General features: G+C 61.3%; 19 protein-coding genes and 2 tRNA genes. 19 read left to right on the top strand and 2 right to left on the bottom strand.

The genetic code is table 11. The features are described 5' to 3' along the window. Positions 1-2 precede the first annotated feature (2 nt). Entirely contained in the window at positions 3-1,679 is a 1,677-nt protein-coding gene (locus tag AC6R19_RS10945; RefSeq protein ID WP_500579858.1) for a BCCT family transporter, read from the top strand. A 74-nt stretch (positions 1,680-1,753) separates the two neighbouring features. Here the strand turns inward: AC6R19_RS10945 and AC6R19_RS10940 are convergent. Together AC6R19_RS10940 and AC6R19_RS10935 are read right to left on the bottom strand one after the other, a co-directional pair. Next, positions 1,754-1,830: transfer RNA gene (locus AC6R19_RS10940), tRNA-Asp, on the bottom strand. A 49-nt stretch (positions 1,831-1,879) separates the two neighbouring features. Then, positions 1,880-1,955: transfer RNA gene (locus AC6R19_RS10935), tRNA-Val, on the bottom strand. 188 nt (positions 1,956-2,143) lie between these two features. Between AC6R19_RS10935 and AC6R19_RS10930 the strand changes: the two genes are divergently transcribed. From AC6R19_RS10930 to AC6R19_RS10845, 18 genes are all read left to right on the top strand, one after another. Further along, positions 2,144-2,698, top strand: a complete 555-nt coding sequence (locus tag AC6R19_RS10930) for a cytochrome c-type biogenesis protein (RefSeq protein WP_500579857.1) — start codon at positions 2,144-2,146, stop codon at positions 2,696-2,698. Continuing rightward, positions 2,691-3,929 (top strand): c-type cytochrome biogenesis protein CcmI, encoded by a 1,239-nt coding sequence (ccmI, locus tag AC6R19_RS10925; RefSeq protein WP_500579856.1) that lies wholly within the window; start codon positions 2,691-2,693, stop codon positions 3,927-3,929. The genes AC6R19_RS10930 and ccmI overlap by 8 nt, the downstream gene beginning before the upstream one ends. Positions 3,930-4,288: 359 nt before the next feature. Further along, positions 4,289-7,792 carry a chromosome segregation protein SMC gene (smc, locus tag AC6R19_RS10920; protein ID WP_500579855.1) on the top strand — a complete coding sequence of 1,168 codons (3,504 nt, stop codon included), beginning with the start codon at positions 4,289-4,291 and terminating at the stop codon, positions 7,790-7,792. Between the two features lie 24 nt (positions 7,793-7,816). Next, complete coding sequence (gene zipA, locus AC6R19_RS10915; protein ID WP_500579854.1) at positions 7,817-8,914, top strand: cell division protein ZipA; 1,098 nt, start codon at positions 7,817-7,819, stop codon at positions 8,912-8,914. Positions 8,915-9,183: 269 nt separating this feature from the next. Further along, on the top strand, positions 9,184-11,220 hold the full coding sequence (ligA, locus tag AC6R19_RS10910) for an NAD-dependent DNA ligase LigA (RefSeq protein WP_500579853.1): 2,037 nt from the start codon (positions 9,184-9,186) through the stop codon (positions 11,218-11,220). 111 nt (positions 11,221-11,331) lie between these two features. Continuing rightward, positions 11,332-11,766 (top strand): hypothetical protein, encoded by a 435-nt coding sequence (locus AC6R19_RS10905; protein ID WP_500579852.1) that lies wholly within the window; start codon positions 11,332-11,334, stop codon positions 11,764-11,766. A gap of 118 nt (positions 11,767-11,884) precedes the next feature. Further along, positions 11,885-12,328, top strand: coding sequence for a DUF4399 domain-containing protein (locus tag AC6R19_RS10900; protein ID WP_500579851.1), 444 nt, complete (start codon positions 11,885-11,887; stop codon positions 12,326-12,328). Positions 12,329-12,363: 35 nt separating this feature from the next. Further along, entirely contained in the window at positions 12,364-13,776 is a 1,413-nt protein-coding gene (locus AC6R19_RS10895; RefSeq protein WP_500579850.1) for a class II fumarate hydratase, read from the top strand. A 111-nt stretch (positions 13,777-13,887) separates the two neighbouring features. Then, complete coding sequence (locus AC6R19_RS10890; protein WP_500579849.1) at positions 13,888-14,091, top strand: hypothetical protein; 204 nt, start codon at positions 13,888-13,890, stop codon at positions 14,089-14,091. Then, positions 14,092-15,147 (top strand): AraC family transcriptional regulator, encoded by a 1,056-nt coding sequence (locus tag AC6R19_RS10885; protein WP_500579848.1) that lies wholly within the window; start codon positions 14,092-14,094, stop codon positions 15,145-15,147. It abuts the gene before it with no gap. A 414-nt stretch (positions 15,148-15,561) separates the two neighbouring features. Continuing rightward, positions 15,562-17,355: an acyl-CoA dehydrogenase C-terminal domain-containing protein gene (locus AC6R19_RS10880; RefSeq protein ID WP_500579847.1), complete on the top strand. Its 1,794-nt coding sequence runs from the start codon at positions 15,562-15,564 to the stop codon at positions 17,353-17,355. A 137-nt stretch (positions 17,356-17,492) separates the two neighbouring features. After that, positions 17,493-17,840: an SCP2 sterol-binding domain-containing protein gene (locus AC6R19_RS10875; RefSeq protein WP_500579846.1), complete on the top strand. Its 348-nt coding sequence runs from the start codon at positions 17,493-17,495 to the stop codon at positions 17,838-17,840. A 124-nt stretch (positions 17,841-17,964) separates the two neighbouring features. Beyond that, positions 17,965-19,602, top strand: coding sequence for an AMP-binding protein (locus tag AC6R19_RS10870; RefSeq protein WP_500579845.1), 1,638 nt, complete (start codon positions 17,965-17,967; stop codon positions 19,600-19,602). Positions 19,603-20,376: 774 nt separating this feature from the next. Further along, positions 20,377-20,634, top strand: a complete 258-nt coding sequence (locus AC6R19_RS10865; protein WP_500579844.1) for a hypothetical protein — start codon at positions 20,377-20,379, stop codon at positions 20,632-20,634. 163 nt (positions 20,635-20,797) lie between these two features. Further along, positions 20,798-21,550 (top strand): sterol desaturase family protein, encoded by a 753-nt coding sequence (locus AC6R19_RS10860; RefSeq protein WP_500579843.1) that lies wholly within the window; start codon positions 20,798-20,800, stop codon positions 21,548-21,550. Between the two features lie 5 nt (positions 21,551-21,555). Further along, positions 21,556-21,846: a hypothetical protein gene (locus tag AC6R19_RS10855; RefSeq protein ID WP_500579842.1), complete on the top strand. Its 291-nt coding sequence runs from the start codon at positions 21,556-21,558 to the stop codon at positions 21,844-21,846. Positions 21,847-22,677: 831 nt separating this feature from the next. Beyond that, positions 22,678-23,166 carry a GNAT family N-acetyltransferase gene (locus AC6R19_RS10850; RefSeq protein WP_500579841.1) on the top strand — a complete coding sequence of 163 codons (489 nt, stop codon included), beginning with the start codon at positions 22,678-22,680 and terminating at the stop codon, positions 23,164-23,166. Positions 23,167-23,212: 46 nt separating this feature from the next. Then, entirely contained in the window at positions 23,213-23,842 is a 630-nt protein-coding gene (locus AC6R19_RS10845; RefSeq protein ID WP_500579840.1) for a LysE family translocator, read from the top strand. The last annotated feature ends 329 nt before the right edge of the window (positions 23,843-24,171 follow it).

The following is a 24,171-nucleotide window of genomic DNA, read 5'->3' as shown; positions in this document are numbered from 1 at the left end:
ACATGGTCGGGTCCGGCGAAGGCGATGGAAACCTGTACGGGCTTGCCCCTGTCGGCACATGGCGATACTTTTGGGAAAAGGTTGGGGCAAGAATAGACAAGGCGTGCCATAACGGCGGCGAGGCGGCGAGGCGGCGCAGGAGGGCTGGAGCCATCGACTTTCCCGACGGAGCAACAAATCGGCTGAAGCCCATCACCTTCTGGCCTGCGCTGATCGGCATACTGCTGGTGCTGGCATTTACCGGCGCGGATGAGCGGCAGTTTGTCGCTATCACTACGTCGATCAATTCCGCCATTATCGACAACTTCTCCGCACTGTTTCTCTACTCCGCCGTTGCGTTGCTGGCTCTGTGTGTCTATGTGTACCTCTCTCCACTCGGGCGATTGCGTATAGGCGGGGCAGGGGCCACACCCATCTACTCACCGTTTCGCTGGTTCGCGGTATCGCTGACCACGGTTATCGCCATGGGCATCCTGTTCTGGGCGGTGGCCGAGCCGGTGGTGCACTTTCGCGAGCCGCCGGCGTTCATTGATATAGCGCCGGGCAGTGCTGCGGCAATGACATTTTCCATGTCCACCGTTTTCGTGCACTGGACGCTGGCGCCCTATGCGATCTATACCGTCGCCGCGCTCACCTTTGCACTGGGTTTTTACAACTGCGGTTACGGCTTTTCCGTGGGCTCACTATTGCGCCCCCTGCTGGGCAGGCACTTGAGTGAACCGGTTGCACAGCTGGTCGACGGGCTGGTGTTGTTTGCGGTGGTGGTGGGCATGTCCGCCGTATTGAGTGCAGGCCTGCTGCTGATCGGCGATGGCCTGCAATACCTGTTCGCGATTCCCAAATCGCCCGCCGTCTATGCAGCCACTGCCGGCTTTATTGTCGCCGTGGCGCTGCTCTCTGCTGCCAGCGGCTTGCGCCAGGGCATACAGGTGCTCGCCCGGATCAATACGGTGTTGTTTGTGCTGCTGTTGCTGTACCTGCTGGTGGTTGGGCCCGGCGTTTTCATCGTCGAACTGGGCAGCCGTTCGCTACTCGAGTATCTGGTCGACTTTTTTCCGCGGCAGTTGCTCCTCGATGAACCGGAAGGCAGTCGCTGGTCCGGCTGGTGGACCACGGCCTTTTACGCCAGCTGGTTCGCCTGGGCACCCTTGTCCTGCCTGTTCCTGGGCAAGATAGCCCGCGGCTATACGGTGCGGCAGTTTATTTTGGTCAACCTGCTGTTGCCGTCGCTATTCGGCATCTTGTGGTTTTCCGCCTTCGGTGGTTCGGCGCTGTATTTTGACAATCTGGACAATGGTGCCCTGTACGGTGCTTACCAGAGTGAAGGGCTGGCGGCGATGGCCTACCAGCTGTTCAGCTACCTGCCCGGCAGTACATTGCTCAGCCTGTTTTTTGTGTTTGCCTGTTTTATTTCCTTTATTACGGCGACGGATTCGAATACGGATGCGATCGGCGGGCTCTGTATGAAATCGGTGACGGCGGAGCACATGGGGTCGCCTTTCGGGGTCAAGTTGCTGTGGGCTTCTGTGATCGGGCTGGTGGGGTGGTGCAGCGCCACTTATCTCGGGGCCGACGGCATCAAGATGTTGGCGAATCTGGCGGGACTGCCCGGAGTCCTGATTGTATTGGGGAGTGGGGTATCCCTGATCCTGTTGGCGCTGCGTCTGGGGCGAGGCTGAAGCGAAAAAATTTTCTGCAGCTTCAACACACATACAAAAAAGGCCCGCACCTTCGTGCGGGCCTCTTCTGTATATGGCGGACCGGACGGGACTCGAACCCGCGACCTCCGGCGTGACAGGCCGGCATTCTAACCAACTGAACTACCGGTCCGCATTCCTTGCTTCCCTTGAAAAATCCTGCCCGGCAGGTGAAAGGGAAGTGGTGGGTGGTACAGGGGTCGAACCTGTGACCTACGGCTTGTAAGGCCGCCGCTCTCCCAACTGAGCTAACCACCCCGCGTCAGGAGCTGCGTATCTTAATGAAAAATTTTGCCCCGTCAACGCTTTCGCGAAAAAATTTTTGTCTTTCAATAAGTTAAGCGGATCATGCATTGCTCTGGCCGCGCGAGGGCGGGCCCAGGCAAGGTGTCAGCGGAGGCGGTGGCGCTGTTATAATCGCGCAAAGTTCCGGCGGACAAATGATCGTGAAACAACCCCTTAGACAAAGCCTGAGAAAGAGAAGCTGGCTGGCCCCGATTGCCGCGGCGCTGTGTGCCCTGTGCCTGTCACTGGCCGTGCAGGCGGCGGTGGAGGCGGAGCAGTTGTCCTCGCCGGAGCTGCAGGCGCGCTACCGGGTGCTGATCGAGGAGATGCGCTGCCCCAAGTGCCAGAACCAGAACCTGGCCGGTTCCGATTCACTGGTGGCGACGGACCTGCGCCGGGAGATACGCCGGCTGCTGGAGGAGGGTTTCAGCGATCGGGAAATTACCGACTACATGGTGGCCCGATACGGGGATTTTGTGCTCTACCGTCCCCCGCTGCAGCGCAACACCCTGGCGCTGTGGCTGGCACCGGGGATCTTTGCGGCCATCGGCCTGCTGGTGCTGATTGCCATAGTGCTGCGCTCGCGCAGCGGCACCGGCGCGCGCCAGGACGATGCCAGCGCGGAACTGACGGATGACGAGCGCCGGCGGCTGCAGCAGCTGCTGGGGGACGATGTGGACGGACTGACCGGCAGCGGGAAGAAAAGCGATGACTGATCTCTGGTTGGATCTGGGGTTAGGCCTGGCGCTGCTGGTGCTGCCGCTGGCATTTGTGGTTCTGTGGCCGGCCCTGCGCGGCGCGGGCAAACAGCGGGCTGCCGACAAGCGCGCGGCGCTGGCGGCCCTGTACCGCGAACAGCGGGCAGAACTGAAGGCGGCGCTGGAGAGCGGCTCCCTCGACGACAAACAGTATGCACAGCTGGAGGCGGAGATGGCCCGCAACCTGCTGGCGGCGGAGCAGGCCACCGCCGGGAACCCGGTTTCCGGGAGCGGGCGGGGACTCCTGGTCGGGCTGGCGCTGTTGCTGCCGCTGGCCGCGGTGGGACTCTACGCCTGGTCCGGCAATGCCGGCGACCTGGCGCTCTACCGGGATATCCTCGCCAGCCAGCGGGGTGCCCCCAGCGCCGAAACCCAGGCGCGTATCACCAGTCAACTGAAGGCGCGCGCCGAGAGTCATCCGGACGACCTGACCAGCCGCTATGTGCTGGCCCAGCGGCTGATGGTGAGCGGCGACCTTCAGGGTGCGGTGGATTCCTACCGCTATGTAGTCGAGCGCGAGCCCCAGGCGGCCGGCATCAGGGCGGAGCTGGCTCAGGCGCTCTTCTTTGCCAACGGCTCGAAGATCGATGACGAGGTGCGCCAACTGGTGGACCAGGTGCTGCAGGTCCAGCCGGACAACGGCACGGCCCTGGGGCTGGCCGGTATAGCCGCCTTCGATCGCGAGGATTTCCGCGCGGCGCGGGACTACTGGCAGCGGGCACTGGACCAGCTGCAGCCGGACTCGGCCGCGGCCCAGGCGCTGGCCGCCGGCGTGGCCCGGGCCGAGCAGGCACTGGCGGACGGCGGCGAGCCGGTGCAGCAGCTTGTCGCCAAAAGCGAAGCGGCATCCGGCCCCTCGATCCGCGTGCGCGTGAGTCTGGCGGAGGACGTCTCCGCCAAGCCGGGCACGCCGGTATTTATCTACGCCCGCGGCGCCGACAGCCCCATGCCTCTGGCCATAGTGCGCCTCACCGCCGACCAGCTGCCGGTGGAGGTGGTGCTGGACGAGTCCCGGGCGATGATGCCGGGGCGCTCCATCGCCAATGTGGACTCGGTGCAGCTGGTGGCCCGCCTGGCGGTGCACGGCGACGCGCGGCCGGCACCGGGGGACTGGCAGGGGATGATCGAAGACCTGCCGAAAGCCGAATGGGGCGAAGCGCAGGCGATCACCATCGATCGGGAGCTGTAACGACCGCCCCACCGGCGTCATCCCGGTCTTGATCCGGGATCCAATTACTGTGGTCCCTGGATTCCGGCCTGCGCCGGAATGACGAGAGGGTTCTTCTGTAGGGGGCGAACCTTGTGTTCGCCCGCGCGAGCTGCAGGCCCGCGCTAAGTTCAGGCTCCGCAGTGCGCCTGTACACCCTCTCCCCCGACCCCTCTCCCGCAAGCGGGAGAGGGGAGCTACTCTTTCGAGTCCCGAGTCCCGAGTCCCGAGTCCCGAGTCCGGGAAATTTTCCGCTGAAACCCCCGCCGCCCCCATGTACAATTAGCGGTTTGGTGAGCCGCTGCCTGCCGGCATAGAACAAATACCGAGTTAACAAATACATGCGTCTGAAGTGCATCAAGCTTGCGGGTTTCAAGTCCTTCGTTGACCCGACCACCGTCTATTTCCCCTCCAATCTCAGCGCCGTGGTTGGCCCCAACGGCTGTGGCAAGTCCAACACCATCGACGCGGTGCGCTGGGTGATGGGTGAGTCCTCCGCCAAGAACCTGCGCGGCGACTCCATGACCGATGTGATCTTCAACGGCTCCAGCGGCCGCAAGCCGGTGGGCCAGGCCTCCATCGAGCTGGTGTTCGACAACTCGGAAGGCAAGCTAGCCGGCGCTTACGCCGCCTTCGCCGAGATCTCGGTCAAGCGCAAGGTGACCCGGGACGGCCAGAACAACTACTACCTGAACGGCGACAAGTGTCGCCGCCGCGACGTGACCGACCTCTTCCTGGGCACGGGCCTGGGGCCGCGCAGCTACGCCATTATCGAGCAGGGCATGATCTCCAAGCTGATCGAGGCCAAGCCGGAGGAGCTGCGGGTCTTCATCGAGGAGGCCGCCGGTATCTCCAAGTACAAGGAGCGCCGCCGCGATACCGAAAACCGCATGCGCCGCACCAAGGAGAACCTGGAGCGCCTGACCGATATCCGCGACGAACTGGACCGCCAGCTGTCGCGCCTGGAGCGCCAGGCGGCGGCCGCAGAGAAGTACAGCCGCTTCAAGGAAGAGGAGCGCGCCCACAAGGCCCACCTGCAGGCGCTGAAATACCGCGACCTGAACGACCAGGCCCAGGCCAAGCAGCGCCAGATCTCCGAGCTGGAACTCACCGTTGAAGAATTGGTGACCCGCCAGGTCAGCTGCGACACCGATATCGAACAGAAGCGCGTCGGCTACCACGAGCTGTCCGACAGCTTCAACGAGGTGCAGGGCCGCTTCTACGCGGTGGGCGCCGATATCGCGCGCCTGGAGCAGAGCATCGCCCACGCCCGCGAGCGCAACACCCGCTTGCAGTCCGACCTGGCGCAGACCGAGCAGGAGTTCCGCGAGGCGGAGACCAGCCTGGAAACAGACCAGGAGAAGGCCGCCCAGTTCGAGGCCGAACTGGAAGTGATCACCCCGGACCTGGAAATGGTGCAGGCCGCCGAGGAGGAGTCCGCGCAATCACTGTTGTCCGCCGAGGAGCAGATGCGCGACTGGCAGAACGAGTGGGACCAGTTCAACCAGGGCGCCTCCGGCTCGCGCCAGAAGGCCGAGGTGCAGCAGTCCCGCATCCAGCACCTGGAAACCTCCCGCCAGCGCCTGCAGGAGCGCATCAACAAGCTGCAGGCGGAACAGGCGGGCCTGAAGGACAGCGGCGACGACGGCGAATTCGAGCAGCTGAACGAGCAGTTGGCTGAGTTGGAATTGCAGGCCACCGAGCGCCGCGAGGCGGTATCCGGGAAGAGCGAATCCCTGGCCGAGCTGCGCGATCGCGAGCGCGACGTCGCCGGCGAACTGGACCAGCTGCGCCTGCAGCTGCAGACGTCCCTGGGCCGCCGGGCCTCCCTGGAGGCGCTGCAACAGGCGGCGCTGGGGCAGGGCAAAGCGGTGGAGAACTGGCTGCAGCAGCAGGCCCTGGCGGACAGGCCGCGCCTGGCGGACCAGGTATCCGCAAAAGCGGGCTGGGAAAAGGCCGTCGAGACAGTGCTCGGCGCCCAGCTGCAGGCGATCTGCGTCGACCAGTTGGAGAGCCTCGGCGAGAGCCTCGCCAGCCTCGAGAGCGGCCAGGCGGTATTCATCGACGGCCGCAGTGTTTCCGCGGCGAGCGGCGGCAGCCTGCCGGCGCTGGCGGACCAGGTCGAGGGACCCCAGTCCCTGGGTGGCCTTCTCTCCGGCATCTATACGGCGGAAGACCTGAATGCGGCACTCTCTGCCCGGGCGCAATTGCAGGCTCACGAATCCATAGTCACCCGCGACGGCCTGTGGCTGGGTCCCAACTGGCTGCGGGTCAGCCGCGCCACCGACGCCGAGGCGGGCGTGCTGGCGCGCAAGCAGGAACTGGAGGAGCTGGAGCAGTCCATCTCCTCCATCGAAGAGCAGATTGAAACCCTCAGCGAGCAGCGCGAGGAACTGCGCCTGAAGGCCGGCGACCTGGAGCGCGAGATAGAGCAGGCCCGCAGTGAAGCCGAGCAACTGGGCCGCCGCGAGTCCGAGCTGCGCAGCCAGCTGTCCGCCCGCCGCGCCCGCGCCGAGCAGATGGACGAGCGCCGCACCCGCGTGGAGCAGGAAATCACCGAGGTGCGCGAGCAGCTGGAGCTGGAGGGCGAGTCACTGTCCGAGGCGCGCCTGCTGCTGCAGGAGGCGGTCGAGGCCATGAGCGACGACTCCGACCGCCGCGAGACTCTGCTGGCCCGCCGTGACGAACTGCGCGAGGCCCTGGACGCGGCGCGCCAGCGCGCCCGCGAGGACAAGGACCGCGCCCACGAGCTGGCCATGCGCGAGCAGTCGGTGCGCACCCAGATGATGTCCCTGGAGCGCACTTTACAGGTCATGCGCGAGCAGCTGGAACGGTTGCGCAGCCGCCGCGAGTTGCTGCAGGAGCAGATGGCCGAGACCCAGGACCCGTCCCAGGATTTCCAGGCGGAACTGGAGGAGAAGCTGGGCGAGCGCATGGAGGTGGAGACCGAGCTGTCCGAGGCGCGCAAGAAACTGGAGGAGGTGGAGAGCGGCCTGCGCCAGCAGGAGCAGGAGCGCCACAAGGTGGAGTCTGCCCTGCAGGGCGTGCGCGCCCAACTGGAGCAGGAACGCCTGGGTGCGCAGACACTGGAAGTGCAGCGCAACGGCCTTGTCGAGCAGCTGAAGGAATCCGACCACGACGTGGAGCAGGTTCTGGAGGAACTGCCCGGCGACCTGACCATCTCCCAGGTGCAGCAGGAACTGGAACTGGTGGCCGCGCGCATCTCCCGCCTGGGCGCCATCAACCTGGCGGCCATCGACGAGTACAAGCAGGAATCCGAGCGCAAGCACTACCTGGATCGCCAGTACAGCGACCTTACCGACGCGCTGGAAACCCTGGAAAACGCCATCAAGAAGATCGACCGCGAGACCCGCACCCGCTTCAAGGAGACCTTCGACCAGGTCAACGCGGGCCTGCAGGAGCTGTTCCCGAAGGTGTTCGGCGGCGGCCACGCCTACCTGGAACTGACCGGCGAGGACCTGCTCGACACCGGCATCGCGATCATGGCGCGGCCCCCGGGCAAGCGCAACAGCACCATTCACCTGCTATCCGGCGGTGAGAAGGCGCTGACTGCAATCGCCCTGGTATTCTCCATCTTCCGCCTGAACCCGGCGCCCTTCTGTATGCTGGACGAGGTGGACGCACCGCTGGACGACGCCAACGTGGGCCGCTATGCACGCATGGTGAAGGAAATGTCCGCGCATGTGCAGTTCATCTATATTACCCACAACAAGATCGCCATGGAGATGGCCGATCAGCTGCTGGGTGTGACCATGCACGAGCCGGGGGTATCACGACTGGTGTCCGTGAACGTGGAAGAGGCGGCCGAACTGGCATCCGCATAAGAGGCGTAAGGGAGAGACGCTTAAATGGGAAACTGGCTGATAACAATCCTCGCCCTGATACTGCTGCTGGCGGTACTGGACGGCGTGCGCCGTGCGATTGTGAAGCAGCGTGCGGCGATGAAAGTCTCGCGCAACCTGTCCCGGGCCATGCAACGGGACGGCGACGACATGGACATATTGTCGACACCGCGCCGGACGGAAAAAAAGAAAACCCTGGACGAGGAGGACTATCTCGATCCGGAGGAGGAGGCGAAGCGCCGGCAGATAGCCGCAGAATTGCCGGGCCAGGTGCGCGTGGTGCAGCGCCGGGCACTGGAGGAGGCCCTGCAGGTGAACCGCCAGGTACAGGAGAGCTTTATGTCCTCACGCAAACCTCTCGCCGGCAGCACACCCAGCCGGGGCGAGCCGGAACAGGTTTCACTCAACCTGGAAGAGCAGGTGCCCACCCTGATGGACTCGGTTCCCGTGGACGAAAATCGCCGCGAGCCGGAACTCGACGAGTCGGAAAGCCTCGAAGCCCTTAGTGCTAATACAGCGCTGAACGCAGTGCCGGAGACGGAAACCGCCGAACCGGTACAGGAATCCAGCCGCGCGCGGGAGATCGAGCCCCAGCCTAAGGAGAAGAAGGCCCCGGTGAACAAATCGAGCGATAAGACACCGAACAAGCCGCGGGAAAAATCCCCCGTCGAGGAAGTGTTGATCATCAACGTGATGGCTCCCGAGGGCGACTGCTTCGAGGGCAACGACATACTGCGCGCGATGATGGCCGCCGGCATGCGCTTCGGCGAAATGAACATCTTCCACTACCACCAGGGCGGTGGCGCCGACGGCCCGGTGGTGTTCAGCCTCGCCAATATGGTGGTGCCCGGCGTCTTCGATCTGGCGCAGATGGAGGAATTCACCACCCCCGGCCTGAGCCTCTTTCTGGCGCTGCCGATCGAGGGCTCGGCCCTGAAGGCCTTCGAGCAGCTGCTGGCCACCTCGCGCCAGATCGCCGAGCAGTTGGGCGGCGAACTGAAAGACGAAAACCGCAGCGTCTTCACCGGCCAGACTGCCGAGCACTACCGCCAGCGCGTAATGGAATACCAGCGCCGCAAGGCCCTGGCCAGGGCGCAGGGGTAGTATTTTCGGGACTCGGGACTCGGGACTCGGGACTCGGGACTCGGATGATGCACCCGGTGCAGGCTGTGTTTCCCCAAAACCAGAAAGATTAGCTCCCCTCTCCCGCTTGAGGGGGAGGGGCCGGGGGAGGGGGCCCGGGCCGCAGGCCCGCCCTGTAGGAACCTGCTTGCAGGCGAACAGGATCGGAGCTCCGTATCATTCGCCTGCAAGCAGGCTCCTACAGAACGCATCCCCCACCGGCAAGAATTCCCCATTTTTGCGAACACACAATGACAAAAAACATCCCTACCGAAAAACGCGAACGCGCCCAGGAATTGCACGCGATACTGGAACGCGCCAACTACCAGTACTACGTCCTCGACAATCCGGAACTGCCCGACGCCGAGTACGACCGCCGTCTGCGCGAACTGCAGGAACTGGAAAAAGAGTATCCCGAGCTGATCACGCCGGACTCCCCGACCCAGCGCGTCGGCGCCGAGCCGTTGAAGGAATTCGCCGAGGTGCGCCACGAGGTGCCGATGTTGTCCCTGGACAACGCCTTCAGCGATGAGGAGCTGCTGGAATTCGACCGCCGCGTGCGCGACCGCCTCAACACCCAGGAGCCGGTGGAATACGCCTGCGAGCCGAAGCTGGACGGCATCGCCATCAGCCTGCTGTACCGCGACGGCGTGTTGGAGCGCGCGGCCACCCGCGGCGACGGCACCATCGGCGAGGATATCACCCAGAATGTGCGCACCATCGGCTCGGTGCCGCTGCGGCTGCTGGACGACGATGTGCCCGCTGTACTCGAGGTGCGCGGCGAGATCTATATGCCCAAGGCGGGCTTCGCCCGAATGAACGAGGCCGCGGCCAAGGCCGGTGAGAAGACCTTCGTCAACCCGCGCAACGCCGCCGCCGGCAGCCTGCGCCAGCTGGACTCGCGCATCACCGCAAAGCGCCCGCTGGAACTCTGCGCCTACGGCGTCGGCCTGGTGGAGGGCGCCACCCTGCCGGACAGGCACACGGAAATACTGCGGCAACTGAACCGCTGGGGCTTCCGCATCAACAGCGAGATGGCGGCCGCGAAGGATATCCAGGCCTGTATCGAATACCACCGGAAGCTCGGCGAGAAGCGCGGCGAGCTGGCCTACGATATCGACGGCATCGTCTACAAGGTCAACGATATCGCCCTGCAGCGGCGCCTCGGCTTCGTCGCCCGCGCGCCGCGCTGGGCCATGGCCTACAAGTTCCCCGCCCAGGAGGAGATGACCCTGCTCAGGGACGTGGAATTCCAGGTGGGTCGCACCGGCGCGGTGACGCCGGTGGCGCGGCTGGAGCCGGTATTCGTCGGCGGTGTGACGGTCTCCAACGCGACCCTGCACAACCGCGACGAGATACAGCGCCTCGGGGTCAAGATCGGCGATACAGTGGTGATCCGCCGCGCGGGTGATGTGATTCCGCAGGTGGTCTCGGTGGTGATGAGCAAGCGCCCGAAAGATGCGCGGGATATCGTCTTCCCCGACCACTGCCCGGTGTGCGACTCGCCGGTGGAGTCCACGCCCGGCGAGGCGGTGGCCCGCTGCAGCGGCGGCCTCATCTGCTCCGCCCAGCGCAAGCAGGCGATCAAGCACTACGCATCGCGCAAGGCGATGGATATCGACGGCCTCGGCGACAAGCTGGTGGAGCAGCTGGTGGACGAGGGACTGCTGCACTCGGTCTCCGGCCTCTACCACCTAAACCTCGAGCAACTGGTGGAGCTGGAGCGCATGGGCCAGAAGTCCGCGCAGAACCTCCTCGACGCCCTGGAGCGCAGCAAGGACACCACACTGCCGAAATTCCTGTATGCGCTGGGCATCCGCGAGGTGGGCGAGGCCACCGCGCGCAACCTGGCCAGGCACTTCGGCGACCTGGAACCGCTGATGCAGGCGGACGAGGAAGCGCTGCAGGAGGTGGAGGACGTGGGCCCGGTGGTGGCGCACTTCGTCGCCGAGTTTTTCCAGCAGCCCCACGCCCAGGAGGAAATTGAGGCACTGCGCCAGGCCGGCGTGCACTGGGAGCCGGAAGAGCAGGGCGGCGAGGAGCAGCCGTTCGCGGGCCAGACCTGGGTACTGACCGGCAAGCTGGAGACGCTGTCGCGCAGCGAGGCCAAGGATTACCTGCAGCGCCTCGGCGCCAAGGTGGCCGGCAGCGTATCCGCCAACACCCACACCGTCGTCGCCGGCCCCGGCGCCGGTTCAAAACTGAACAAGGCGCGGGAGCTGGATATTCCCACCATGGACGAGGACGGGTTTCTCGAAATGCTGCGCGGCCGTGGCATCGAAATCTGATTGAGATCCCGGTTATAGCTTTCTCCTCTCTTCGCCGTTAAAGTGAGGCACCAAGATTTTTTCGCGCCGGATAATTTTTATCCACTGGCGCCGCTGTAAGGGTAGGTACACGTGCTCCAGGGCGATCAGGAATCCATTGTCTACGGCTGTATCAAAGACAGTAACAGCCTCGCCGGCGGCGCCGAGCGCAGGCGTGTCAATCGCGCGGCAGTGCTGGCACTGCCCAGTGCCGACGAGTGGCCCTTCCTGTGCCGGGATATGTTTTCCATTCCCACCATCAAGGTGAAACAGTCCCAGTACCAGACCGATGTGATCCACTTCGGCGCCTCCTACCGCGCGGTGGAGTACGAGTGGAACCACTGGATCCAGAAGTTCGAGGAACTGCTGCACAGCATGTACTGGGTTTCCGCCACGGTGCACCTGGAGACAGAACTCTCCGGGATCCACTCTTTCACCTGGGAGGCCGCCGGCCTCTACCACGAACCGGGCAGCGGCGATATGCAGGTGCGCTGCGAGTGGACCCAGGAGGGGCGGGTCAGCGTCTAGCCGGCCGGTTACCGAAGGTGTGCCGGGGAAACTAACATAGCCGCAGTTCCACGCTGGGAAGGGGGTGCGCTCGCCCGACCGGAATTTATTTTCAATCACCAACCTACAGGGAGTTGTCATGAAAGCTTACCAGTCCCTATTTCTCGCCAGCGCGCTGCTGTTCGCCCCCGCCTTGCAGGCGGACGCGGAAAAGCAGAAGTCACTGGTTTCCAAGGCGCCGGCAGGGGCCAAGGTCTACTTCATATCCCCCAAAGACGGTGAGAAAGTCGGCAGGACTTTCACCGTGAAATTCGGCCTGTCCGGCATGGGCGTGGCGCCGGCGGGTATCGACCGCGAGAACACCGGCCACCACCACCTGCTGATCGGCCTGGACCAGTTACCGGACCTGGGCAAGCCGCTGCCCGCCTCGGAGCAGGTGATCCACTTCGGCGGCGGACAGACCGAAACGGAAATCACCTTGCCGCCGGGTAAGCAGACACTGCAGCTGGTACTGGGCAACTACCTGCATATCCCGCACGAGAAGCCGGTGGTGTCGGAAAAAATCACCGTCGTGGTGGAGTAGATCCAGCCCGTCCAACCCGAATAGGGAGCGCGACCATGGCCAGTAAATCCGGTAAAAAGTACCGCATGGAAAAAGACAGCCTGGGTGAGGTGCTGGTGCCGGCGGACGCTCTCTACGGTGCCCATACCCACCGTGCCGTGGAGAACTTCCCGGTGAGCGGCAGCCAGCTGCCGGCGGAATTTATCCGTGCCATAGTGCTGATCAAGAAGTCAGCGGCCCAGGCCAATCGGGAACTGGGGCTACTCGATGACGAGCGGGCCGCGGCCATCATTGCCGCCTGTGAATCCCTCGACGAGGGGCACCTGGCCACGCAGTTCCCCCTGGATGTCTACCAGACAGGTTCGGGCACCAGCACCAATATGAACGTGAACGAGGTGCTGGCCAGCATTGCCAACAAAAGCAGGGCTGCCCGCGACAGTGGCCTGGAGATCAGCCCCAACGACCACGTCAATATGAGCCAGAGCAGCAACGACGTGATCCCCAGTGCGATTCACGTGGCGGCGCTGCTGGCGGTGCGCGATCACCTGCTGCCGGCGCTGCGACACCTGCACACGGAGCTGTGCGACAAGGCGGCGACGGTGGAGGACGTGGTCAAGACCGGGCGCACCCATCTGATGGACGCCGTGCCCATGACCCTCGCGCAGGAGGTGGGCGCCTGGGCGGCACAGGTCGAATCCTGCCGCGAGCGCATTCGCGGCACACTGCCGCGCCTGGCGCAGCTGGCCCAGGGCGGCACTGCGATAGGCACGGGGCTCAATGCGCCCCCGGATTTTGCCGAGCTCTTCGCCCAGAAACTGAGCGCCAACAGCACCCAGCAGTTCCGCCCTGCGGACAATCTCTTCGCCGCAATTTCAAGCCAGGATACCGCCGTGGAGCTGTCGGGCCAGTTGAAGGTACTGGCGGTGGCGCTGATGAAGATCGCCAATGACCTGCGCTGGATGAACAGCGGCCCCCTGGCGGGCCTGGCGGAAATCGAACTGCGACCGTTGCAGCCGGGCAGCAGTATCATGCCGGGCAAGGTCAATCCGGTGATCGCGGAATCCGTGGCCATGGTGGCTGCGCGGGTGATGGGCAACGACACCACCATCGCCGTGGCCGGGCAGAGCGGCAACTTCCAGCTCAATGTAATGCTGCCGCTGGTGGCGCACACGCTGCTGGAGAGTGTCCGCCTGCTGGGCAATGCGGCACAGCTGTTGGCCGACAGGGCCATTGCGGATTTCGCAGTCAATCGCGAGCGCGTCGAGGAGACCCTGGCCCGCAACCCGATCCTGGTGACGGCGCTCAACCCGGTGATCGGCTATGCAAAGGCGGCGGAGATCGCCAAGGAAGCCTACCGGAGCCGCCGCCCGGTGATCGAAGTCGCGCTGGAAATGACGGACCTGGGTGAGGACGAACTGAAAAAACTGCTGGATCCGGCGCGCCTGGCGAAGGGCGGGATTGTCGGCTAGCGCGTTGACAGCGGGCGGCCCATCCCTCACGATGCCGCGCCGTATTCCGACATTACAACGGCGGTGTCGCCCTCCGGCACCGACCAACTGTTCAAATTCCACAGGATCCCCATGGCAAAGAAGAAGAGCCGCTCCTTTATCACCAGTGTGCTCGCCTGCATCGCCTTTATCGCCGCGGCCATATGGAGCTGGGACCTGCCGGTCGAGGATGTGGCTGCCTACGCGGTGCTGCTGCTGGTTTTTCTCGCGGTGATCATCGTGGCGGCACTGGGCTTCGGAGCGCTATTGAGCTGGTTGCGCAGGCGCAAAAAATAAATGGCAGTGTCGGAAGAGGACATCCGCATTCCCATCGCCTACCTGGAGCGATTGCTGGAGGAGGCGACCCGTCACGGCTGCGATCGCGGCGAGCTGCTGGCATCGGTGGGCATAGACGAGCGCGAGCTGGAGGGCGTCGCCGCCTTCTCCGCACTCAGGTACGGCCGCCTGTACCAGCGGGTCATGTGGCTGGTGCAGGACGAGTGGTTCGGCATGCTGAGCGGCGGGCGCGTGCGTTCCGGCTCCTTCCGGCTTTTGTGCCTGACGGTGGTCAACTGCGCGACGGTGCGCCAGGCGATCACCCTGTCCGCCGAGTTCATGGAAATCTGTCGCGGTTTCAAGGTAAAGCCGGTATTCGAGCCCGCCGAAGGCGGCCGCGAGCGGGTGGCCATCTGCGGCATCAGTTCCCTGGCGCCCGGTGAATTCGAGCAGCTGATTGCGGAGACGGATCCGGGCGTGATCCGCACCACCCTGGCGGTCTGGCACCGTTTCTACTGCTGGCTGGTGGGGCGGGAGATCCCGCTGGCGCGGCTGCATTTCTCCTTCCCCTGCCCGGAGGAGTTCCGCACCCTGGCCCAGAGCGAGGCGAAAGAGCTGCTATTCGACCAGCCCGTCAACGCGCTGGAGTACGACAGCCGCTACCTGGACTACCCGGTGGTGCAGAACCCGCAGACGGTGGAGGACTTTATCCGCACCGCCCCCTACCACCTGGTGATCAGCGACGGCAGCGCCAACAGCATCAAGACCAAGGTTAAGACGATCCTGAACCGGGACGTAAGCGAGTCCATGCCCGCAGCGGAAGTGGTCGCCGAGCGACTGAACATGTCGGTCACCACCCTGCGCCGGCGCCTGCAGCAGGAGGGTACCTCCTACCAGAAGCTGAAGGACGAGTGCCGCATGGAGGCTGCCTTCCACTACCTGAGCTGCCCGGACCTGTCCAACGCCCAGATTGCCGAGATGCTCGGCTTCGACGAGTCCAGCGCCTTCTTCCGCGCCTTCAAGAAGTGGACCGGTATTACCCCCGGTGAGTATCGCAGCCGCAGGAGCGGCGTTTAGGGGCGAACCTTGTGTTCGCCCGTGTCCGGAGTGGCACGGTAGCCAGTTCGGTGGCGGCCCTGCTACCGGTGGCTCTTTGCGGGACACGGGCTAGGCGCCCCCCGTGAATACATCCCTGTAGGCTTGTCGGCGAGGTCCCTCTCGCCAACAGTCCCGCAAAGAGCCACCGGTATCAGGGCCTTCGCCTTAAGCATCGGAGATATTTCGTGCTTTTTAGGGGGCGAGCACAAGGTTCGCCCCCCATAGCCATACCGACCACCCCGAACCAATCTGTCACCGCTTTGGACGGATTTCGCCATAGAGGGGCTCGCCGGCTTGCTACTATGATGGACCAATCGTAAATACGAGTCATAAAACTGACCGGCCGGTTTTTCCCGGTCCATCGGTATACAACAGCGAATTGAGGGTAGCAGGATGACCGATATCAAGATTCCACTGCGCGATATGCGTTTCGCGATGCGCGAGTTGCTGGACTGGGACCAACACTACGCGTCCCTGGGCTATGAGGAAGCCACGCCGGATCTGGTAGACGCCATCCTGGAAGAGGGCGCCAAGTTCTGTGAAAACGTGCTGGCGCCGCTGAACCAGGTGGGCGACCAGCAGGGCTGCACATGGAATGACGGCGAAGTCACCACCCCGGAGGGCTTCAAGGAAGCCTACCAGCAGTTCGTAGAGGCTGGCTGGCCAGCCCTGGCCCACGACCCGACTCACGGCGGCCAGGGCCTGCCGCCCTCCCTGGGCACCATCCTGAGTGAGATGGTGGGTACCAGCAACTGGTCCTGGGGCATGTACCCGGGCCTGTCCCACGGCGCCATGAACACCCTCGAGGCCCACGGCACCGACGAGCAGAAGGAAACCTACCTGACCAAGCTGGTGGAGGGCTCCTGGACCGGCACCATGTGCCTGACCGAGCCCCACTGCGGCACCGACCTGGGCATTCTGCGCACCAAGGCGGAGCCCAACGCCGACGGTTCCTATTCCATCACCGGCACCAAGATTTTCATTTCCGCCGGTGAGCACGACATGGCCGAGAATATCGTCCACATCGTTCTGGCGCGCCTGCCCGACGCCCCCGCCGGCACCAAGGGCATCTCCCTGTTTATCGTGCCCAAGTTCCTGCCCAATGCCGAAGGCGGCGTCGGCGAGCGCAACGGCGTCGTGTGCGGTTCCCTGGAACACAAGATGGGTATTCACGGCAACGCCACTGCAGTGCTGAACTTCGACGGTGCCAAGGGTTTCCTGATCGGCCCGCCGAACAAGGGCCTGAACTGCATGTTCACCTTCATGAACACCGCGCGCCTGGGTACCGCCCTGCAGGGCCTGGCCCACGCCGAGGCCGGCTTCCAGAAGTCCCTGGCCTACGCCAAGGACCGCCTGCAGATGCGCTCCCTGTCCGGACCGAAAAACCCGGACGGCCCGGCCGACCCGATCATCGTGCACCCGGATGTGCGCCGCATGCTGCTGACGCAGAAGGCCTTCGCCGAGGGCGCGCGCATGCTGGTACTGCTGTGTGCGCAGCAGGTGGATCGCACCCACAAGGGCAGCGAAGAGGAGAAGAAGGAAGCCGACGAGCTGCTGGCCTTCCTGACGCCCATCGCCAAGGCCTTCCTGACCGAGACAGGTCTCGAGTCTGCCAACCTGGGCCTGCAATGCTTCGGTGGCCACGGCTATATCGCCGAGTGGGGCATGGAGCAAAATGTGCGCGACGCGCGCATCTCCACCATCTACGAGGGCACCACCGGAGTGCAGGCACTCGACCTGCTGGGCCGCAAGGTGCTGATGAGCCAGGGCGAGCTGCTGCGCAAGTTCACCAAAATCGTGCACAAGTTCTGCGAGGCGGAAATCGACAACGAGGCACTGGCCCCATTCGTCACCAGGCTGCAGGAACTGAACAAGCAGTGGGGCGACCTGACCATGCACGTGGGCATGAAGGCGACGGAAAACCCGGACGAAGTGGGTGCGGCCTCGGTCGACTACCTGATGTTCTCCGGCTACGCCGTGCAGGCCTACCTCTGGGCCCGCGCCGTCAAGGTCGCGAACGAGAAGCTGGCCGAAGGTGCAGGCGAGGCGGATTTCTACCGCGCCAAGCTGGCCACCGCGCGCTTCTACTTCGACCGCATACTGCCGCGCACCGGCAGTCACGCGGCGGCTATCCTGAGTGGGGCTGACAACCTGATGGAGCTGGATGCGGAGCACTTCGCTTTCTAAGCCCCGTCACCTGTAAAAAAACCGCCGCCAAGCCGGCGGTTTTTTATTGCTCTCCTTGTAGGAGCGGTCCATGGCCGCCCCGCTGCTCCTGCAACGAAGCAGAAACTGCAATAAGTACATTCTGGAATCGGCCGCCCATGCATTTGCCGGATCACATCACTGACCGCCTGCGGCGCCTGGCTTGTTCGCACCCACTCGCTCGGGTACAGTTCCGGCTACCGGATGCCAGCGACTTTTACCTGGCTCTGTCGCCGCAATCCGGCGAGGGCGGGGTTGTGTTACATCAAGTGGTGCAACATTTCGGGCACGCGGAGAACCCGGCGCTGATTCTGGAAATGGCAAACAGCACTTTGAGTGCTATATTGGACGGCCGTTTAAGCGCGCGCCACGCCTTTCTGCTGGGGGACATTCGCTATTCCGGCGACAGGGAACTGGCGGCCTCCCTGGCAGACCTCTTTCCCGCAGAAAACCGACAGGGCGACTGACAGAGAAAAATAACACTACAAACAATAAATAAATGCCCACACACTCCTGCTTGTGGCAGATTTCGTCTATAAGAACGGAAGATGTGGGTAAGCGACAACAACAAATAGGACTGGGAGAAGACAGTTGGACATCGACCGCAGCATACTCGACGTATTCAACAACGCCTGCGCCAAATTCGGTGACAGGCCAGCCTTTACCTGCCTCGGGCAGACGCTCTCCATCGGCGATATCGACAAACTGAGCGCCAAATTTGCGTCCTACCTGCAGAACCACACAAGCCTTTCACCCGGCGACCGCATCGCCGTGCAACTGCCCAATGTGCTGCAGTACCCGGTGGTCGTGTTCGGCGCCCTGCGCGCGGGCCTGGTCGTGGTCAACACCAACCCGCTCTATACCCAGCGCGAACTCAAACACCAACTGAACGATTCCGGCGCCAAGGCGCTGGTGGTGCTGGCCAATATCGCCGATACCGCCTCGGCAGTGGTGCCGGAGACGGGCGTGGAAAAGGTGATCGTTACCGAGATCGCCGACCTGCACAGCCCAATCAAGCGCATCCTGATCAACAGCGTGGCCAAGCACATCAAGAAGATGGTGCCGGACTTCTCCTTCGCCAATCAGGTCAACTTCCGCGAGGCCATGTCCCTGGGGGGAAGGCAGCCCCACGAAGACGTGCAGCGCTCGCCGGAAGACGTCGCCGTGCTGCAGTACACCGGTGGCACCACCGGCGTCGCCAAGGGCGCCATGCTCACCAACCGCAACCTGGTGGCCAATATGGAACAGGTGCGCGAGGCCCTGGGCGATTCCATGAAGGAAGGCGAGGAACTCTATGTGGCACCGCTGCCCCTGTACCACATCTACGCCTTTACCATCCACTGCATGTGCCTCTTCTCCACCGGCAACCACTCGCTGCTGATCCCCAATCCGCGCGATATCCCGGCCTTCGTGAAAACCCTCAAGGGGCTGCGCTTTACCGGCTTTGCCGGCCTGAACACCCTGTTCAACGGCCTGATGCGCAACCCGGAATTTGCCGAACTGGATTTCAGCAAACTGCACACCACCTGTTCCGGCGGTATGGCCCTGACCCGCGATACCGCCAAGCGCTGGGAGAAAATGACCGGCTGTGTGGTAACCGAGGGCTACGGCCTGACCGAGACCTCCCCGGTGGTGTCCTTCAACCCCGCCGATGCCGTACAGATGGGCACCGTGGGTGTGCCGGTGCCGAACACCGAGGTGAAGGTGATCGACGAGAACGGCAACGACCTGCCCAACAACTCCCCCGGCGAGCTCTGCGTGCGCGGCCCGCAGGTAATGAAGGGCTACTGGCAGCGCCCGGAGGCCACCGCGGAATCCATCGACAGCGAGGGTTGGCTGCGCACTGGCGATATGGCGGTGATCCAGGACGACGGCTACATCAAGATCGTCGACCGCAAGAAGGACATGATCATCGTGTCCGGCTTCAACGTCTATCCCAATGAGATCGAGGACGTGGTCAGTACCCACGACAAGGTCGCGGAAGCGGCGGCCATCGGCATCCCCGATGACAAGAGTGGCGAAGTGGTCAAGCTGTTCGTGGTCAAGGCGGACCCCTCCCTGACCGAGGAGGAAGTGGTCGCCTACTGCCGTGAAAACATGACCGCCTACAAGGTGCCGAAGCAGATAGAGTTCCGCGAGGACCTGCCGAAGACCAATGTCGGTAAGATACTGCGCCGCGAGTTGCGCGATGAGGAGCTGAAGAAGATCGAGACTGCGGTCAGCGCCTGATTTTTTCTCCTTCTAAATACAGAGCCCCGCCGGAGATGGCGGGGCTTTTTTATTTGGGTGTCCGGTCTGCTTTTGTCTTAATCGACTCAGGCAGCGGCTGAATTATGTGCTATGAATGATCGGGTGGATTTTGATCTGTGTCGAAGCAACCGAATTTTTCAGGATCTCTGACTGGAGTGGCATTCCGTTACCTCTCAACATGGCGTCATTCAGATTTGGTATGTTTCTATGAAGCTGAAGATGATTTTGGCATTTGCGATCAGTATTGGCGCGTTGACTGGCTGTGCTTCTGGAGCGGGTGAAAGTCGGGGGCCTGCGTCAACAGCAAATCAGGACAGTGCGGCCGGCAGTAACCTTCCGGCAGACGAGAAGGACGAGAAAATTTGCAAAGTAGAGCTAATTACTGGCTCCCACCGCAGGCATAAGGTCTGCATGACGGCTAGGGAGTGGGAAAGGGTATCCAGTAGGTCATCTGAAATGATTAAGGAGCAGACCCGAAAGGGAGGGCTGGGCGATCCGGGTGGGAACTAAAGGCTTCAATGGAAATGCTGGATCTTCTTCTTCGTCGACAACAATGCCCCTCCAGATATGGTGGGGCTTTTTGTTGACAGATCGATCAGTGTCCCCAAGCATAGGTTTTGGACTTGGAGAAAGGTAAAAAGCTTGCCACCGGGGGAGCTGCTCCATCGCCTGTTCCAAGGCCGGCCCTCCCTTGATGGTCTGATACCATTTCTACACAGCGGGGTTGTCGTCGAAGCTGGCCGAGGTGAGTTCATGGGTCTGGCTGTAACTGAAAGCGATCAGGTCGGCGATGGTCAGCTCGTCGTCTGCCTGGAAGGGATGCGCGGACAGCTGTTTCTCAACGACGAGGAGCTGGGCGGTCGGGAACTATGTGGCCTCATCGACGGTGTCGCCCAGGGCCTTCGTTTTGACGACTCCTCCGAATGTCAGCGTGTTCAGGTGGCGGCCGATTTTTACTTGAATCTTCTTCCGGAGGCCTACAGCCGAAAGCGGAAGGCCGATCTGTCCTGATGCTGGCAGGTTCGGCGTGCACTTTCGGTCTTGTTGTCCTGTATGCTTTTCTAGAGCTCTGTACGGAGCCTATAAGGCCGCGTGGAGTGCGCTAATTGCCGCATTCGCAATCGTGGGCGAACAAATCAGGGGTAGCCGCTCAAGCTGAGAGTAAAGGCGGTCAATGAAGAATAATAGAAGCCCGGACAATTATCGCCGGCGTTACAGGGCACAGTTTACCGGCCCCATCTATAACGGCTGGTTGCATCTGACCTTTACGGTCAGTGCCAGTATCTCTGTGATTTTCTACAGCATTTCACAGTTGCACGATACCACTTGGTGCCAGTGGCTGATGGTGCCCATCGTCTTTATCTGCACAAATCTGATGGAATACTGGGGTCACAGAGGGCCCATGCATCACCGGCAAAAATGGCTGGGTGCCGTATATCGGCGCCACACACTGCGCCATCACCGATTCTTTCGGGATTATGCCATGGCCTATGACAGTAGCCGGGATTTTCACGCAGTGCTCTTCCCTCCGGTGCTGGTGACCTTCTTCCTGTTGATTACTGTGCTTCCCATGGCTCTGCTGGTGCGCTGGCTGCTCGGCAGCAATGAGGCTTGGCTATGTATGGCGACGGTGTTTTGTTATTTCCTGAACTACGAACTGCTACACCTCGCCTACCACATGCGTGAAAACTCGTGGGTGGGGCGATTGCCCGGTATGGCGACACTGCGTCGACTGCATTCCCGCCATCATGACCCGCGCCTGATGCAGTTTTATAATTTCAATATTACCTATCCCATCGGCGACTGGCTGTTCGGCACCCTCTACCGTGGAAGCGAGACTTCCGAACTGGCTCGCGCGACCTCCCATAATGGCGGTAACTGGGGTCGTCGCGCCTTCTCGGACGGCAGGTCAACCGTGAAGTGGTAACGCGAATGTTTGCTGCCACTATGAAGCCTGCGTCCACTTATAAGTGCAGCTCGAAAAGACGGGACGGAGGGTTGGCTGCGGTAGTGTCGCAGAATGGCAAAGATGCGAGGCGACTTGAATGGCTAAGATCAAAAAAATGCCAGGAAGAAGCGGTGCTGGCCAATTTGACTTGTATGTCCGGTTTTATTGTTTGGTATTTTTTCGTCCTGATTATCGGTGACCGTTTGGCTCTGGCCAAGGTGCTGATGGATCCCCTAAATCATATCTTTAACTTTTCTTTTGGGTGCAATTTATGATCAAACACTTACTTTTGGCAAGTGCATTGGCTTTTTCTGGAGAGGCGCTGGCCGCTGGGAATATAGGGGGGGAAACGCTGTCGTCAGTCTTGTGTCAGCCCCAATGGCCATACAGGCATGGTGACATGCATAGTTTATGAAAATAGTAAGATTAAGGCTTTAAACTATTCGTATGTTACTTGCCCTGTAGAGATTAATGATGACCTGAGAAATGAAGATACTTTCACGCGGATTGAGGTGTGGGTTAGGGCCAATAATGCCCAATCCTCTGGTCGAGTAAAATGTAGGCTGAAAAACTTTGATTGGAGGGGGCAGCAGGAGCTGAATACCCCTTGGGTCACGACAAGCAGTGATGGTTTTGCAATTGCCACTCTCACAATTTATGCAGAATATATAAACAGAGGGGGGCAGACGACTATGGAGTGCGAAATGCCAGCTTTAACTTATATTGAGAATTACCGGACAAGGCCAATGTTCAGTATACCAGAAGATCCCTGGCCCTTTGTAACCAAGTAGGTTTCCAAGTTGAGTGGCGCAGTCATCTTCTGCTAAGGTTGTCGCATGATTTGGGCCTTTGAAATGGTGGGCTATCTATGCGAATCCGTCAGAGAGTCAAGGTGGCAATCAAATAGTTAAAGGATGATCTATTTGATTGTCATCCCCAGCCTGCCGATAAGAGCTCATTTTCGGGTAGAGAGTTTAACAATTAGCACCTCCTTTCTGGTTGAGTGTGGCTAAATGGACATTGTGTGGCATGTATGACCTGTTGTTGCTTTTCTTCCTATGGGAAGATAGTGATGTGTTTTGCTTTGAGCAGAGATAATCAGGAAAATGACTCTGAAAATTGCTCCGGCGAATACCGAGAATCTACCGCAACTGGAGGCAATACGCGAGGCGGCATTTTCACCGGTTTTTGCCTCCTTTCGCGCCCTTCTCGGTGATGAAATCTACGAGATAGCTCAAGCGCGCGAAGACGCCGCGCAAAGCAATCTATTGGCTTCATTGTTGTCGCCGGACTCCGGTTGGGAGGTTTTTATCGCAGAGCTGGATGGGAAGATAGTAGGATTTGTCTCCCTGCAGTTGAACAGTGAGTCCAAGCTTGGGGAAGTCGGTCTAAACGCGGTGCACCCGGACTATTCCGGGCAGGGTGTTGGTACGGCTATGTACAATTTTGCCGTCGCCCGTATGGAGGAGTCAGGGATGCTTGTCGCTACTGTTTCCACTGGCGGTGATCCTAGCCATGCACCGGCACGTCGAGCCTACAGGAAAGCCGGTTTTTCCGTGGAGATTCCCAGTCTCTGGATGTGCCAGAAGTTATAACCCCGTTAGACTCTCTATAATACCATCGCTTCCAAGAGTAAGCCTAATGACAGTCGAAACGTGGTTTGCATTTTCTGTTGCATCAGTGGCCTTAATTATTATTCCTGGTCCAACAATGCTAGCGGTAATTAGCTATTCAGTAGCTCACGGTCGGAGTGCCAGCCTGCCGCTGATAGCCGCGGTCGCACTCGGTGATTCAACGGCGCTGCTTGTATCGACTATTGGTTTGGGCGCCTTGCTTGCCGTGTCGTCATTCTGGTTCAACATTATAAAGGCGGTAGGTGGTTTATACCTTCTCTACCTTGGAATAAAAATGTTTCGCGGGGGGCTAATGACAGTTGAGTCCGTAAGGCCAGGCTCTGTAGGTTCGCGTTGGAGAGTTTTTGTTAATACCTACCTTGTCACGGCGCTTAATCCCAAAGGGGTAGTATTTTTTGCGGCCTTTCTTCCACAATTCGTTGAGCCCGGTGCAAATAGCGCGGTGCAACTTTGGTTGCTTGCAACTACTTTTGTAGTTATAGCTACTATTATATCTATCCTGTACATAAACTTCGCTTCTTTTTCTCGTCAGATGCTGTCAACAGATCAGGCGCGACGTAGACTAAACATTACTGGTGGAATATTACTGTTCTCAGCAGGTGCCTGGGCCTTGTTTGCAAGGCGGCCGGCACTCTAAATATAATCGAGAGCACAGGGTCTGTCATAAGTGAGCCATACTCATCCATTATTCGGATAGCGCTGGCTTCGCCGCCGTTTCCCGGTCAGTGGACGACGGCATGGAGTGGATAGAGCGATATATTGGGGATGCGGCGGGCGCTGGCGCTGCGATCATTTGCTTTCCAGAATCCTATATCGCTTGGCATGCGAGGTATTGACTTGCCGACGCCCAAGATGTTAGCCGGAGTGCCAGCATGAAGCGCCTATTACTGAGGTGGCCTTTCCGACTCCCCATTGGCGCGTTTGCCGAGCTAAGCATTTACCCCATTTAGTAGAATTGCCTGCTGA

The sequence above is a fragment of the Microbulbifer sp. SE14 genome, assembly GCF_059834885.1.
This window is presented reverse-complemented; position numbering and strand designations above follow the sequence as displayed.

Coding starts and splice junctions, on each gene's coding strand:
- smc (WP_500579855.1), top strand. CDS start 4,289: ATGCGTCTGAAGTGCATCAAGCTTGCGGGTTTCAAGTCCTTCGTTGAC.
- AC6R19_RS10895 (WP_500579850.1), top strand. CDS start 12,364: ATGGCCAGTAAATCCGGTAAAAAGTACCGCATGGAAAAAGACAGCCTG.
- AC6R19_RS10855 (WP_500579842.1), top strand. CDS start 21,556: ATGTTTGCTGCCACTATGAAGCCTGCGTCCACTTATAAGTGCAGCTCG.
- AC6R19_RS10860 (WP_500579843.1), top strand. CDS start 20,798: ATGAAGAATAATAGAAGCCCGGACAATTATCGCCGGCGTTACAGGGCA.
- ligA (WP_500579853.1), top strand. CDS start 9,184: ATGACAAAAAACATCCCTACCGAAAAACGCGAACGCGCCCAGGAATTG.
- AC6R19_RS10890 (WP_500579849.1), top strand. CDS start 13,888: ATGGCAAAGAAGAAGAGCCGCTCCTTTATCACCAGTGTGCTCGCCTGC.
- AC6R19_RS10900 (WP_500579851.1), top strand. CDS start 11,885: ATGAAAGCTTACCAGTCCCTATTTCTCGCCAGCGCGCTGCTGTTCGCC.
- zipA (WP_500579854.1), top strand. CDS start 7,817: ATGGGAAACTGGCTGATAACAATCCTCGCCCTGATACTGCTGCTGGCG.
- AC6R19_RS10885 (WP_500579848.1), top strand. CDS start 14,092: ATGGCAGTGTCGGAAGAGGACATCCGCATTCCCATCGCCTACCTGGAG.
- AC6R19_RS10850 (WP_500579841.1), top strand. CDS start 22,678: ATGACTCTGAAAATTGCTCCGGCGAATACCGAGAATCTACCGCAACTG.
- AC6R19_RS10945 (WP_500579858.1), top strand. CDS start 3: ATGGTCGGGTCCGGCGAAGGCGATGGAAACCTGTACGGGCTTGCCCCT.
- AC6R19_RS10880 (WP_500579847.1), top strand. CDS start 15,562: ATGACCGATATCAAGATTCCACTGCGCGATATGCGTTTCGCGATGCGC.
- AC6R19_RS10875 (WP_500579846.1), top strand. CDS start 17,493: ATGCATTTGCCGGATCACATCACTGACCGCCTGCGGCGCCTGGCTTGT.
- ccmI (WP_500579856.1), top strand. CDS start 2,691: ATGACTGATCTCTGGTTGGATCTGGGGTTAGGCCTGGCGCTGCTGGTG.
- AC6R19_RS10865 (WP_500579844.1), top strand. CDS start 20,377: ATGGGTCTGGCTGTAACTGAAAGCGATCAGGTCGGCGATGGTCAGCTC.
- AC6R19_RS10845 (WP_500579840.1), top strand. CDS start 23,213: ATGACAGTCGAAACGTGGTTTGCATTTTCTGTTGCATCAGTGGCCTTA.